A 13,773-nucleotide genomic window follows, 5' to 3' on the forward strand; every position below is an offset into this window, starting at 1 on the left:
TTCATATATAGAAAGAATTCACCGTCATCCCATCATGCCTTTGGATGGGATCTCCCTTCGTTTCGAGGTGGCTTTGAGGGGCCGTTTTGTGCCATAAGCGGAAGTTAATAGCTGGAATTATTTTGCTAATTTTCTGTGTAAAAAATAAGCACTAACTAAACAGTTGCAATCTAAGCTCCGCATCCTTATTGTTAATATAATAATCAAGAAAGACTAAAAAGCAGATATGAAACGAAGACTAATAATAACCGTGACATCCCTTTTATCGTTAGCAGCGTCCGATAAAATAAACTATTTAGACATGGCTTTAAAAGCTCAGGAAAGTAAAAATCAGGCTGAAGCTTATCGGTATTTTGTAAAGGCTGGCGAACAAGGAAATGCTATTGCCCAATACCAGATTGGGCTTCTACATGATAGCCCCTGGGGAGATCATGAAAAAGCAGTCAAGTGGTACACAAAAGCCGCCAACCAAGGGCATACAAAGGCTCAATTTAGTCTCGCGTATTTTTACCACAGAGGCCGAGGGGGAGAAGTAGATTACAGTTTAGCGTTTAAATGGTACACCATTGGGGCGGAACATGGAGAAGCGTACTGCCAATACAATCTCGCAAACTTTTATAAAAATGGAGTCGGAGTAAAACAAGACGACAATCTTGCGTTTAAATGGTACACCAGAGCGGCTGAGCAAGGACATAAACAAGCACAAGAAAAAGCAAGTAAACTAAAAGAAAAATTTTCAACACGAATTGAACAAATATAGCTTGTTATAAGTATTTATCTTTTCTAGGGTTCAATAGATTTGTAATTCCCATAACTTCCGCTTATCGCTCGTTTCAGCCCTTAATCTTTGGCTAATTTTGGCAATCCCATGCTCTCTGCCACCTTTGAAAACTGCCTCTTTGTGTATGGGCCGAAAACAAATTCATCGTGATCTGCAAATTTGTGATCATTGACTTTATCAATATAAAAATAATTGCAAACGTTCTTAGGGCAGGCATACACAGAAATAAAGTCTTGGTTAGTCTCTATATTTACAGGCTCATCGATGCGAGAAATATAAGCACCATCACTGACTCGATACCCTAATTTTTTAGCACCATCAACCCAGTAAACTTCGTAAGGAGCCTCCTCCCAAGAAGGTGAACACCCGAAAATAAAGGCTAAAACCAATAAATAATGTTTTTGCATATTCTAACTTAGTTATTCTTATCGAACTGTCAAAGAGTATCTAACCGAAGGTCTCTTCCTCGCTCAAAGCGGAAGTTTTCCGCTCGCTTATGTTCATCCTAATGATTCAGTAGCAATTGTAAACAGCTAATGTAAAAAAGCGTCAAACTAAACTAGTAGTTTGACGCTTTCAATTAGATCCACGTTAGGTAATCGGCTTAGGTATTAACCAGCCTTTTTTGTTTTTCGTAGTGCTTCGACATAGCGCTAGTCTAATATTTGTCTTTTAAGTGATGAAAATCGATGCGATCACCACGGGTATCATCGACACTGTTATATAAATCTTGGTTAAACTGACCTTCAGCTTTACCAACCACAACGGTAACCATAGAATCACCCGTCACGTTAACAGCGGTGCGTACCATATCAAGCAGGCGGTCAACACCAATAATCAAACCAATCCCTTCAACTGGTAAACCAACTTGTGCTAATACCATGGCTAACATGATAAGACCCACACCCGGTACACCCGCGGTACCAATCGACGCTAGGGTTGCAGTAACAATCACCATAAGGAAATCGGTGACAGTAAGGTCTACGTTAAATACTTGAGCAATAAAGACCGTTGCCACACCTTGCATAATCGCCGTACCATCCATGTTAATGGTGGCACCCATAGGTACCGTAAACGAGGCGATAGAATTACCAACACCGAGCTTTTTCGTCGTGGTATTTAATGTGGACGGTATGGTTGCGTTAGAACTTGCAGTTGAGAACGCGAACATTGCTGTGGTACGCATTTTCTTAATAAAGATTATCGGGTTTAGGCCGGTTAATACTTTCAATAATGTCGGGTAGGTTAGCAAGGCATGCAGAATTAATACACCCAAAACGGTAAAGAAATATGCCGCCAGATTAGCAAATGCACTTGGATCGAGCTTAACGAATAAGGTGGTCATCAAACAGAACACACCGTAAGGTGCAAGGTTCATCAAAATAACAACAAGACGCATGATAACTTCATTTAAGTCTTCAAATTGCTTTGAAATGCGCTCACCAGCGTCACCGGCTAAAGCAACCGCAATACCAAACAACAAAGCAAACACGATAACTTGCAGCATATTACCTTTGGCGAAGGCATCAAAAGGGTTTGATGGGAACATACCAATAATCACTTGTGCTAAGGTCGGTGCCTCTGCGGCGGCGAAGGTGACTTCTGAAGTCATGTTGACCCCTTCACCCGGTGCGACCAGCAAGCCAGCAAAAATAGCGATGGTGATGGCTATTGCAGTGGTGATCAAATATAAACCAATCGCTCGACCGCCAATGCTTCCTATTTTTGAGGTATCCGTAAGAGAGCACGTACCGCACACTAATGAGACAAAGACCAATGGTACTACCAACATTTTTAAACTGGTGACGAATATTTGCCCACCAATTTCAAATAATCCATCAACGAAAAAACCTCGGACGTAAAAATCAAAAAGGCCAAGAGGAATAATGAGATCTCCATCTTTGGGCAGCATGGCCTTGAACAACAAACCCAGACCAATACCGGCGATCATGCCAATTACAATGCGGGCCGTTAAACTATTTGCGCTTTCTTTGTTCATATAACAACTCTTGTTGAATTTTTAATGTATTCAGACAATTCTACGTTATTTTCGTTTCAATTGTTAAGTCTTTGTTAATTCTATTGCCTGACTTTTTATGACGCACATCATGTTGCCTAACAGCCTCGTTAACGACAATAAAAATTTTGTATTTAAAGGTAACTATTTTGTATTTAATCGGTTAAGATGTTTTCTGACAAAATAACAATAAATTCAGGGAGAGAGCTTTTTATGAAGCCGCTTAAGCATCTTTTTTACCTGTTCGCGCTAGTGTTTCTTACAGCTTGTGATGGTGATTCGTTTACTGGTAAGGATGAGGAAGGTACCGACCCGACTCAACCGACGACAACCATTGAAGTCGAAATCGACAATACAAGTCTTAGTGCAACATCCCCAGCAACTGTTACCGCAACCGTTAAATCTAACGGTGAAGCGCAGCAAGGCGTGGTAGTCAGTTTCGATTCTGATATTGCCCTTTTTGACGTTGAATCTGCAACCGCATTAACTGACAGCAATGGTAAAGCCACGATCGGCTTGCTTGCTGGCGACGTGCAAGGTGCAGGTAGTGTTACCGCTAGTATCGATAGTGGTGAAAGCGCCAGTATTGGTTTTGAATCTGCCGGGGATGGATTAGATACTGAACCATCAACTGGTGGAGGGGACTTTAATACAGTCACCGTAAGTATCGATATTGATAGAACCTCCATTGATAGGAATAACCCTGCAACAGTAACGGCAACAGTGTTAGATGCTGGGACTCCGTTAGCTGGAGATGTTGTCACGTTTTCATCGACCATTGGTGTTTTAAATCCCGCCAGTGGTACAGCGTTGACCAATGAAAACGGAATAGCGACTATCATGCTATCTGCTGGTGATGTAAAAGGGGCAGGTACCGTCACAGCAACCACCAGTAATGGGCAAGTTGACAGCGTCGGATTTGCTACCGAAGGCGACCAAGTTTCGGCGGTAACCGTCGATGTAATCATGGTTGAACCTGGCACGATGAACGAAATTTCGTCGATCAATGCAACAACCCCAGGTCAATTGATTGCCAGTGTAACCGGTGTTAGCGAACCAGTTATCGTTACTTTTAGTACCGACTTAGGGGAAATTCCTATTTCAACGGCGATCACCGATGATCAAAACCAAGCTATCGTAGATATCTACGCTGGCAATAATTTAGGTGCTGGCACCGTTAAAGCGACCTTAAAAGGTGGCGAAATGGGTGAGAAACTCATTGTGATTGGTGCTACCGACCTGCAGATGGGTAGTGGTGACCCGTTTAATGAAGGGGTTGCTGAGCTTTCTTTAGCCACTGTTTCCGCTGGTGGTACAACGGTTGTCACAGTCGATATCAATGATGATATGGGTAACGTTTATAGCTTACCTGTCGACGTCGAGTTCAGTTCAAACTGTGCAATCGCTGGTTCTGCAACATTAAGCTCTCCAGTCACCACCTCAAACGGTAGTGCAAGCAGCACCTATCTAGCACAAGGTTGTGTTGGCGATGATCCAATTAATGTTTCAGCTAACGCGGGTGGTGTTAATCTAACGGCAAGCGTTACTGTTAATGTATTGCCAGCCGATGCGGGTAGTATCGAGTTCGTAAGTGCCTCTCCTGCAAACATTTCTCTGAAAGGCGTGGGTGGTACTGAGAGTTCTACGGTTAAGTTCCGTGTGTTAGATGTTAACGGCAACCCTGTGCCTAATACATTGGTTGATTTTGGTTTAAATACCGATCTTGGTGGTGTTGCTCTTGACCCAATTCAGGCCACAACAGATAGCGAAGGGGTGGTGCAAACCGTTGTTAATTCAGGCACGGTTGCGACGTCAGTGCGTGTGACCGCAACCATTAATGGCTTGGTTCCTGCGATTTCATCGCAATCAAGCTTGTTGGTTATCTCAACGGGTATCCCTGATCAAGACAGTTTTAGTTTGTCTGCTGAAATGGTGAACCCAGAAGGTTGGGACGTTGATGGTACCGAAGTGGTTATTACCGCACGTCTTGCCGATGCATTTAACAACCCTGCGCCAGATGGCACTGCGGTTTCCTTTACCACTGAAGGTGGTTCTATTGAACCGTCATGTGTGATCATGGCAGGTGCATGTACCGTAGTTTGGACCAGTCAAGAGCCTCGTCCAACAGGCCCTGAAGGTGCAACCCCTGCGGTTAATAATCCAATTGATTTAAGCTTAGGTAACCGTGTCGGTGGCCGTGCGACGATATTGGCGCATGCTATTGGCGAAGAATCTTTTGTAGATTTGAACGGTAATGGTCGCTTTGATGGCAGCACGGTTCTTGCCGGTCATGCGCAAACAGAGTTGCAAGCTTTTCAAAACAATAATGATGTAGCTGGTAATCCATATGATTTACCTGAAGCATTTGTTGATCACAACGAAGACGGTGTTTTCGACCGTGCAGTCGCTGGTGCTGAGAATGAAACCTATGTTGATTTCGACAATTCAGGCACTTATGAAACCGCTGATGCGATGTACAACGGTAGTTTATGTGCAGATGGTCTTGGCGAAGCAGAAGGCTGTGCAGAGCAAACATCATTGACTGTCCGTGGTGAAATCAGATTAGTGATGTCTGGTAGTAACGCCTTGTGGACACAAAATGGTGACGGTGATACGGATGCCGATCCTGTCAATGGTGTTGATAACGACGGTGTGGTTAACATTCAAGGTGAAAACTCAGCTTGGGCAAGTGTTGTAATTGCTGATTTGCATAATCAACCAATGCCAAAAGGTACTGTTGTTGAGTTTACTGCGACTGCTGGCTCTATTGTGGGTCCTGACACCTTTGTTTGGCCTAACGATAACCATAACGGTGGTCGTGCGTTTAGTGTCACTATTGAAGGTGAAGACGAGCCTAAAAATGGTTCTCTGGTAGTGGAAGTGACAACACCTTCAGGTAATACTACGGTGTTTACAGCCTATCCAATTGTGATTTCGGCAGTTACACCGTAACATCAGTACAGTTGACATAAAAAGCCTCTTCGGAGGCTTTTTTTATATCTGATAATTAATTTTTATAAGTAAGTCGAATTATTGGCAAACTGCTTTTTATTTAAGCGAATAGCCATCAAATTGATATTTTTCACATTTTTTTCTTTATTATGCCGTAAAGTTTTGATTATTATGGCGCCTTGAAAAATGTAATTTTGAACCTATCTAATAATCAAATTTCCACTTTTTAAAAAAATTAGTGCTTGTCACTGGGAAATTTTACATATATACCTAATAACAATCGCTTGTATATGTATCTATATATAAGCAGAGTAATTTACGACTCACTGTTAAATTTTATATCTTGCATATTAGATGTACCGGCAATTGAAACCGGCATAAAGGAAAGTACAAATTTATGGCTAAATCTCTGGTAATTGTGGAGTCGCCAGCCAAAGCGAAAACAATTAACAAGTACTTGGGCAAAGACTACGTGGTGAAATCTAGCGTTGGTCATATTCGCGATCTTCCAACTTCAGGTGGCAAGAAAGCAGCAACCAAATCTCCTGCGGAAGTTCGCAAGATGACGCCTGCGCAAAAGGAGCGCTATAAAAAGAAACGTGAAAAAGTCGCTTTGTTTAATCGTATGGGTATTAACCCTGAAAAAGATTGGCAAGCTACTTACGCGGTATTGCCTGGCAAAGAAAAGGTAGTTGATGACCTTAAAAAGCTGGCAGAGAAAGCCGACACTATTTATCTCGCGACGGATTTGGATCGCGAGGGAGAAGCGATTGCCTGGCATCTAAAAGAAGTTATTGGTGGTGATGACGAACGATTTCGTCGTGTGGTGTTTAATGAAATCACGCAAAGTGCCATTAAAGATGCCTTCGAACAACCAAGCGAATTAAATATGAACGGCGTAAATGCGCAGCAGGCGCGCCGTTTCCTAGACCGTATTGTTGGCTTTATGGTAAGCCCACTATTATGGAAGAAAGTTGCTCGTGGCTTGTCTGCGGGACGCGTACAGTCTGTCGCCGTTAAACTGGTTGTTGAGCGTGAGCGTGACATTAAAGCGTTTGTTCCACAAGAATATTGGGATATTGATGCCAATACCACGACAGCAGCTGGTGATGCGTTAAAACTGGCGGTAAGTAAACACGCCGGTAACACCTTTAAAGTCGATAATGAAAAAGACGCGATGAACGCGGTAGCGACTTTGCAAGACGCAAGTTATGCGGTTACTAAACGCGAAGATAAGCCATCTAAGAGCACGCCGTCTGCACCATATATCACATCAACCCTGCAACAAGCGGCAAGTACCCGACTTGGTTTTGGGGTGAAGAAAACCATGATGTTGGCACAACGTTTATACGAAGCAGGCCATATTACCTATATGCGTACCGATTCAACTAATTTATCAAAAGAAGCGGTTGATAATTGTCGCCAGTACATCAATGACAATTTTGGCGCAAACTATTTGCCAGACAGTGCTAAAACCTATGGCGCTAAAGCTAATGCGCAAGAGGCGCATGAGGCGATTCGACCTTCAAATGTGACTAAAGAAGCGGCATTGCTTGGCGAAATGGAAGTTGATGCGCGTAAATTGTACGACTTAATATGGCGTCAGTTTGTCGCCTGTCAAATGACCGCCGCTCGCTATGATTTAACCACCTTAACGATAACCGCAGCAGACTATCAGTTGCGTGCCAAAGGTAAAGTCTTGCGTTTTGACGGTTGGACAAAAGTACACAGTCGTTCAACAGGTAAGAGTGCTAGCGATAAAGACGTAAACCTACCAGACTTACAAGTTGGTGATAAGCTGACCTTGATCAACTTAGATCCTGAACAGCACTTTACTAAGCCGCCATCAAGATTTGGTGAAGCGTCATTGGTTAAAGAGCTAGAAAAACGTAGCATTGGTCGTCCATCAACCTATGCGGCGATTATTTCGACCATTCAAGATCGTGGTTATGTGCGCCTTGAAAGCAAACGTTTTTATGCCGAAAAAATGGGTGAAATTGTCACCGATGCACTATCGGGCAGTTTTGAGCACCTGATGAATTATGACTTTACCGCCAATATGGAAAGTCAGCTTGATGAAATTGCCGAAGACAAAAGCTATTGGAAAGATGTTTTAAACCTGTTTTATAGTGACTTTACCGGTCAGCTTGAGCAAGCAGACAAGGACATGGATGAAGGTGGCATGCAGCAAAACTTGCCAGTTTTAACCAATATTGAATGTCCTGAGTGTGGCCGTGAAATGGGTATACGTACCGCATCTACCGGTGTTTTTTTAGGTTGTACTGGCTACAACTTACCACCTAAGGAACGTTGTACCAAAACCATGAACTTAACGCCAGGTGAAGAAGCGGTGAGCGTGTTGTCAGAAGACCGTGAAACCGAAGCGCTTATGGCGATGAAGCGTTGTGACAAATGTGGCACAGCGATGGACAGCTATTTGATCGACGAATCTCGTAAGCTGCATGTTTGTGGTAATAATCCGGTTTGTGATGGTTACAAGCTTGAGAAAGGCGAGTTTAAGATCAAAGGCTATGATGGTCCGGTATTAGAGTGTGATCGCTGTAGCAGCGATATGGAACTTAAAAACGGCCGATTTGGCAAGTACTTTGACTGTACTAACTCAGAATGTAAAAACACCCGTAAACTTTTGGCGAACGGTGAAGCTGCGCCGCCAAAAGAAGATCCAGTTGATTTACCTGAGTTAAAATGTGAAAAGTCAGATGCGTTCTTTAAATTGCGCGACGGGGCGTCAGGTATTTTCCTTGCCGCCAGTACATTCCCTAAATCAAGGGAAACCAGAGCGCCAAAAGTAGCTGAGTTACATCGTTTTCGCGATAGGATTTCACCTAAGTTCTATTACTTAGCTGATGCGCCGCAACAAGATGGTGATGGCAACGATTATATTGTTCGTTATTCAAGAAAGAATAAAGAGCAATACGTTATGACCGAAATCGATGGTAAAGCCACCGGTTGGGTCGCCAAATATGTTGATGGTAAGTGGGTTGAAGAGCAGACGAAAAAGTCAAAAGCGAGTAAAACCAGCAAAGGCAAGAAATAATAGACGTAATCATTAACTCAAAAACCGGCCTTATGGCCGGTTTTTTTATGGGCGATAGTCTGTGCTGAATTCTATGGTGTGCGGTGAATAGCGGCTGATTACGGATGAAATCACAGCATATTGTTGGATCTGTGTGCAAATTTAGATGTAAGAGTTATATAAATAAACATTCTTATAACAAAAAGTATACAAAAGGCTAGATCCGTATCGATGATTGTTATATATTTTAATTCTAAGAAATGGAGTGTTTATTACAATATGAAACTGCAGCAACTCAGATACATCGTCGAAGTCTTAAATAACAATCTTAATGTTTCCGCAACCGCAGAGAGTCTTTACACCTCGCAACCTGGTATTAGTAAACAGGTTCGTATGTTGGAAGATGAGTTAGGGGTGCAAATCTTTGGTCGCTCAGGTAAACACCTGACACATGTTACTCAGGCTGGTCATGAGATTATTCGTATCGCCTCGGACATCCTTTCTAAAGTTGAAGGTATAAAAGCGGTTTCTCGTGAATACACCCAACCTGATGAAGGCAGATTGCGTATTGCCACGACGCACACCCAAGCTCGTTATGCGTTGCCGGAAGTGATAAAGGGCTTTGTTAAGAAATACGACAAAGTATCTTTGCACATGTATCAAGGTACACCTGCGCAAATCAGTGATGCTGCCGCCAAAGGCGATGCCGATTTTGCCATTGCAACTGAGTCTTTGCATTTGTATAACGATTTGATCATGTTGCCATGTTACCACTGGAATCGCAGTATCATTGTTACTAAAGACCACCCGTTGGCGCAAGTTAGCAAACTCACCATGCAAGATGTCGCAGCGTATCCATTGGTTACTTATGTATTTGGCTTTACCGGTCGCAGCGTGCTTGATAAAGCGTTTCAAAGTGCTCAGCTTGACCCTAAAATCGTCTTTACTGCAACCGATGCTGATGTGATCAAAACCTATGTTCGTCTTGGTGTTGGTATTGGTGTGGTGGCAACAATGGCCATTGACCCGGTACAAGACAGTGATTTAGTGGTTCTTGATGCCAGCCATTTATTTGAGCCTAGCACAACCAAGATTGGATTTAGACGTGGAACCTTCTTGCGCAGCTATATGTTTGATTTTATCGAGCGTTTTGCACCGCATTTAAATCGAGACATTGTTACTAAAGCTATGTTGCTGAAAAATAATGAAGAAATTGAACGCCTGATTGGCGATGTTGAATTACCATTAAAGTAACGGCTTTAAAAGCATAGATAATTACGCATTAAAAAAGGCGCCGTAGGGCGCCTTTTTTGTGAATTCTATATGCTTATGGTGTTGTGATGATTAGTCAGCAACAAGTTCTTGATACTCTTCGTTGTTCTCAAGATCTTCTTCAACTTCCATATCCATGTATTCAACGTTTAGCTGTGTCATGGCAGTCACTTCAACCGCTTCTTCTTCGGCTTTGATGTCGCTACGCATTTGCTCAAGAGATTGTTCTACGCTGATAGCAGCAACACGAATTTGCTGTGCTTCTTGCTGAGTAACAGCTGAATCTTCAGCAGCAGCATTAAATGCGAAGAATGGTAATACCGTTGCAATTGCAATTAAAGTCTTTTTAATGTTTCTCATTTGAATAACCCTCGTTTCTTAACTGCGGCTATTAAACCAGTGCAACATTAAATTAACAAGTAACGGTTTGATCCGCTTTGTAATGCTTTGTAATAGTGCACAAAAGCCGGTTACAAACAGGCTGAAACCACCATATTTTGTAAACAAAGCGTAGATGTCGATCACAAACGCACGTATAATTCGCATTAGAAATTGTAATGGAACCATGCATCATACACATGTCGACTCGGTTACCCCCATTAAATGCCTTAAAGTCTTTTGAAGCGTCAGCAAGACACCTTAGCTTTACCAAGGCTGCCAATGAGCTGTTTGTTACTCAAGCTGCGGTATCGCATCAAATCAAGGCGTTGGAAAGCTTTTTGGGTATAAAGCTGTTCAAACGCAAAAATAGAGCTTTGCTGCTAACCGAAGAAGGGCAGTCGTATTTTCTCGACATTAAAGATATTTTTATCGCGTTGCAGGATGCGACGCAAAAGTTATTGGCGCAAGGCGAGAAGGGCGCGATCACCGTGAGTATTCAGCCGAGCTTAGCGATTTTATGGTTGGTGCCAAAATTAAGTGAGTTTCATAAACTCTATCCTGATATTGATGTGCGTATCAAAGCCGATGATGACGAAGACGATACCTTAGTCGACAGTGTCGATATTGCTTTTTACTACGGCCGGGGCCCTTGGCCCAATGTTCATGCACAAAAAATATTTACCGAGTATTTGATTCCAGTATGCTCGCCGATGTTATTAACCTCAGAACAGCCGATCATCAATGTAGATGATTTACAGCATCATACTTTACTGCATGATAGCTCAAGAAAAGACTGGAAGCGCTGGTACAAGTCCTGCGGACTGAGTTCAAAAAAAGTGGAACAAGGCCCGATTTTTAGCCATTCGGCATTGGTACTGCAAGCGGCGATTCACGGTCAAGGCGTCGCTTTGGTAAATAATACTTTAGCCAAACCAGAACTTGATGCCGGCAGGTTAGTGATGCCATTTGAACAGGTTTTAGTAAACAAAGACGCATATTATGTGGTCTGCCGTGATGAGCATTTAGATACGCCGCGGATCGCACAGTTCATTGAATGGGTGATACAAGCCGCAGAGCAAGAACAATTTAACCCGGAGGCTGGTTAGTCCAATGAGTGTTGTTGACGATTTAACATGGCATTTAGATAAAGCCGACAACGCCATAGCGTCGATTATTTTCGCCCATGGTGCTGGCGCTGGTTTTGACAGCGAGTTTATGCAGATTGTGACCAATGGCCTCGTCGCCAAAGGCATTAATGTATATCGCTTCAATTTTCCTTATATGCAGCAACGGGCGCTCGATGGCAAACGCCGACCGCCAAACCGGATGCCTGCGCTCGAACAAAGTTTTGCTGAACGATTGGCAAAATATAATGATGATTTACCGTTGTTTGTCGCAGGTAAGTCGATGGGCTCTAGAGTAGCGGCATTAGTCAGCAATGATGAAAAAGTACATGGGGTTATCGCTTTAGGTTACCCGTTTCACCCGCCAAAAAAGCTTGAAAAAACCAGGTTGGAACCATTACTTCAGACGACTAAGCCAGTACTTATATTGCAGGGTGACAGAGACGCGCTGGGTAATAAGCAGGATATTGACGGTTATCAGTTACCCAAGACAATTGAATTGCAATTTTTCGCCGATGGCGATCATGATTTGAAACCAAGAGTTCGTTCAGGTCATAGTCATCAGCAACATTTGGCACAAGCGATTTCATCTATGGTGCAATTTTTGGAGCAACACTCATGATCCGAGCCAGCTTAGCCGCATTTGTCGGCGTCAGCGGTGCAAGTCTGGTATTATTCAGCGCGTGGTTATCTCATGGGGCCAATGATTTGCCGCCGCAAACATTGAAAAACCTGATCATTGCCGTCAGTTTTGGTTTTGTTCATATATTGGCGTTAGTGTCGTCAATCAGCTTATTTGATCAACATATATCCGCAAAAGTCGCCAGTTATGGGTTTGTGACTGGCATAATCTTGTTTTGTGGCTCTATCATTACAAAAAGCTTCTTACATATCGGCTTTTTGGCTAATGTCACTCCAGTCGGTGGTATAGCTTTTGTTTTAGGCTGGTTATGCTTGGCTATTTCTATAGGAAAAAAACATTAATGAATGTCATTTATTTATATTGTCGTCCCGGTTTTGAAAACGAGTGTGCGGCAGAAATACAAGAAAAAGCCGGATGGAATGATATCTACGGGTTTATCAAACTGAAGAAAAATGAAGGTTTGGTGGAATTTCATGTTTATGAACAAAGTCAGGTAGACGTGCTTATTCAAAAGCTACCATTAACCCGCCTGATTTTTGCTCGCCAATGGTTCGCGGCCTTAGGCGAACCATTAGAATTACCTGAATACAACCGTGTTGAGGCGATTGCCGAGCAACTTGGCGATGACTTTCGTTATGAAGACTTACGGGTTGAAACCTTAGATACCAATGATGGCAAAGCATTAAGCAAATTTTCTCGTAAGTTGTCTGTGCCATTGCGTCAGCATTTGCGCAAATCTGGCATTCTCGCTGAAAAAGAGCAGGGTGAACAAGGCCGTGGAGCAACCAATTTACATGCCTTATTTTTCTCAGGACAACTCGTGCAACTAGGTTATTCCTATGTAGCCAACAGTTCTAATTTGCCTATGGGCATACCAAGGTTAAAGTTTCCCTCAAAAGCGCCGAGCCGTTCAACCTTAAAACTTGATGAAGCCTTCTTGTATTTTATACCGCGCGAGGAATGGGATACGCGTCTGACCTCAGGCCTAAATGCGGTAGATTTGGGGTCGGCACCCGGAGGCTGGACCTATCAGTTGGTGCGTCGCGGTATGATGGTCAAAGCCGTTGATAACGGGCCTATGGCCGATAGCTTAATGGATACCGGACAAGTGAAACACTATCAGCAAGACGGTTTTAAGTTTCGTCCATCGAAGAAGAACAACTACTGGTTGGTTTGCGATATGATCGAAAACTCGACTCGTGTTGCCCGATTGATGGCTAGCTGGATTGTTGATGGTGATTGCAAAGAAGCTATGTTTAATCTAAAACTGCAACCGGGTAAAGCGCGTTATCAGCAAGTTATGAAAAACTTGCAGCAAATCAAAGATACTATGTCTGAGCATGATATCTGGTACGAAATGTATGCTAAACACCTCTACTATGATCGTGAAGAGGTGACCGTACACGTGCGTGTATTGGGCAATAAATAATCGTTATTGCCAATATGCATCAGAAGGTCGACAAATGTCGGCCTTTTTTTATGTTAATACTTTATTGAAAAGATACGCTTTTACATAGGTGGTGTGCAATAAGTAATCATTATTGTCTGATTTGCCAGGTCAACATC

The 13,773-nt window shown here is 42.9% G+C and carries 11 protein-coding genes; 8 read left to right on the top strand and 3 right to left on the bottom strand.

Features of this window, described 5'->3' with window-relative positions:
• The first annotated feature begins 226 nt into the window (after window positions 1-226).
• A complete protein-coding gene (locus HII16_RS08685; RefSeq protein ID WP_169129341.1) occupies window positions 227-760 on the top strand; it encodes a tetratricopeptide repeat protein in 534 nt (177 codons plus the stop codon).
• An 80-nt stretch (window positions 761-840) separates the two neighbouring features.
• On the opposite strand, the gene HII16_RS08690 is transcribed toward HII16_RS08685, so the two are convergent.
• Together HII16_RS08690 and HII16_RS08695 are read right to left on the bottom strand one after the other, a co-directional pair.
• Window positions 841-1,188, bottom strand: coding sequence for a hypothetical protein (locus HII16_RS08690; protein WP_169129343.1), 348 nt, complete (start codon window positions 1,186-1,188; stop codon window positions 841-843).
• A gap of 251 nt (window positions 1,189-1,439) precedes the next feature.
• Window positions 1,440-2,780, bottom strand: coding sequence for a dicarboxylate/amino acid:cation symporter (locus HII16_RS08695; RefSeq protein WP_169129345.1), 1,341 nt, complete (start codon window positions 2,778-2,780; stop codon window positions 1,440-1,442).
• Between the two features lie 231 nt (window positions 2,781-3,011).
• On the opposite strand from HII16_RS08695, the gene HII16_RS08700 reads away from it, so the two are divergent.
• The 3 genes from HII16_RS08700 (at window position 3,012) to cysB (ending at window position 10,041) form a co-directional block, all read left to right on the top strand.
• Window positions 3,012-5,750 carry an invasin domain 3-containing protein gene (locus tag HII16_RS08700; RefSeq protein ID WP_169129347.1) on the top strand — a complete coding sequence of 913 codons (2,739 nt, stop codon included), beginning with the start codon at window positions 3,012-3,014 and terminating at the stop codon, window positions 5,748-5,750.
• Between the two features lie 397 nt (window positions 5,751-6,147).
• On the top strand, window positions 6,148-8,808 hold the full coding sequence (gene topA / locus HII16_RS08705) for a type I DNA topoisomerase (protein WP_169129349.1): 2,661 nt from the start codon (window positions 6,148-6,150) through the stop codon (window positions 8,806-8,808).
• 258 nt (window positions 8,809-9,066) lie between these two features.
• The gene (cysB, locus tag HII16_RS08710) at window positions 9,067-10,041 is read left to right on the top strand and encodes an HTH-type transcriptional regulator CysB (protein WP_135437474.1); all 975 of its coding nucleotides are present in this window, start codon (window positions 9,067-9,069) and stop codon (window positions 10,039-10,041) included.
• A gap of 90 nt (window positions 10,042-10,131) precedes the next feature.
• Here cysB and HII16_RS08715 read toward each other — a convergent pair whose 3' ends face one another.
• The gene (locus HII16_RS08715; protein WP_169129351.1) at window positions 10,132-10,419 is read right to left on the bottom strand and encodes a hypothetical protein; all 288 of its coding nucleotides are present in this window, start codon (window positions 10,417-10,419) and stop codon (window positions 10,132-10,134) included.
• A gap of 218 nt (window positions 10,420-10,637) precedes the next feature.
• Between HII16_RS08715 and HII16_RS08720 the strand changes: the two genes are divergently transcribed.
• Genes HII16_RS08720 through rlmM form a run of 4 tightly spaced genes read left to right on the top strand, consistent with a single transcriptional unit; the run spans window position 10,638 to window position 13,636 of the window.
• Complete coding sequence (locus HII16_RS08720) at window positions 10,638-11,546, top strand: transcriptional regulator GcvA (RefSeq protein WP_169129353.1); 909 nt, start codon at window positions 10,638-10,640, stop codon at window positions 11,544-11,546.
• Between the two features lie 4 nt (window positions 11,547-11,550).
• Window positions 11,551-12,186 carry an alpha/beta family hydrolase gene (locus HII16_RS08725; RefSeq protein WP_211183466.1) on the top strand — a complete coding sequence of 212 codons (636 nt, stop codon included), beginning with the start codon at window positions 11,551-11,553 and terminating at the stop codon, window positions 12,184-12,186.
• Window positions 12,183-12,548 carry a DUF423 domain-containing protein gene (locus HII16_RS08730; RefSeq protein WP_169129355.1) on the top strand — a complete coding sequence of 122 codons (366 nt, stop codon included), beginning with the start codon at window positions 12,183-12,185 and terminating at the stop codon, window positions 12,546-12,548. Before HII16_RS08725 ends, HII16_RS08730 begins: the two co-directional genes overlap by 4 nt.
• Entirely contained in the window at window positions 12,548-13,636 is a 1,089-nt protein-coding gene (gene rlmM, locus HII16_RS08735; RefSeq protein ID WP_169129357.1) for a 23S rRNA (cytidine(2498)-2'-O)-methyltransferase RlmM, read from the top strand. Before HII16_RS08730 ends, rlmM begins: the two co-directional genes overlap by 1 nt.
• The last annotated feature ends 137 nt before the right edge of the window (window positions 13,637-13,773 follow it).

The sequence above is a fragment of the Thalassotalea sp. Y01 genome (assembly GCF_012932945.1).
Taxonomy (GTDB): Bacteria; Pseudomonadota; Gammaproteobacteria; order Enterobacterales; family Alteromonadaceae; genus Thalassotalea_A.

Coding starts and splice junctions, on each gene's coding strand:
- HII16_RS08700 (WP_169129347.1), top strand. CDS start 3,012: ATGAAGCCGCTTAAGCATCTTTTTTACCTGTTCGCGCTAGTGTTTCTT.
- HII16_RS08715 (WP_169129351.1), bottom strand. CDS start 10,419: ATGAGAAACATTAAAAAGACTTTAATTGCAATTGCAACGGTATTACCA.
- HII16_RS08720 (WP_169129353.1), top strand. CDS start 10,638: ATGTCGACTCGGTTACCCCCATTAAATGCCTTAAAGTCTTTTGAAGCG.
- rlmM (WP_169129357.1), top strand. CDS start 12,548: ATGAATGTCATTTATTTATATTGTCGTCCCGGTTTTGAAAACGAGTGT.
- HII16_RS08730 (WP_169129355.1), top strand. CDS start 12,183: ATGATCCGAGCCAGCTTAGCCGCATTTGTCGGCGTCAGCGGTGCAAGT.
- HII16_RS08690 (WP_169129343.1), bottom strand. CDS start 1,188: ATGCAAAAACATTATTTATTGGTTTTAGCCTTTATTTTCGGGTGTTCA.
- HII16_RS08685 (WP_169129341.1), top strand. CDS start 227: ATGAAACGAAGACTAATAATAACCGTGACATCCCTTTTATCGTTAGCA.
- cysB (WP_135437474.1), top strand. CDS start 9,067: ATGAAACTGCAGCAACTCAGATACATCGTCGAAGTCTTAAATAACAAT.
- HII16_RS08695 (WP_169129345.1), bottom strand. CDS start 2,780: ATGAACAAAGAAAGCGCAAATAGTTTAACGGCCCGCATTGTAATTGGC.
- HII16_RS08725 (WP_211183466.1), top strand. CDS start 11,551: ATGAGTGTTGTTGACGATTTAACATGGCATTTAGATAAAGCCGACAAC.
- topA (WP_169129349.1), top strand. CDS start 6,148: ATGGCTAAATCTCTGGTAATTGTGGAGTCGCCAGCCAAAGCGAAAACA.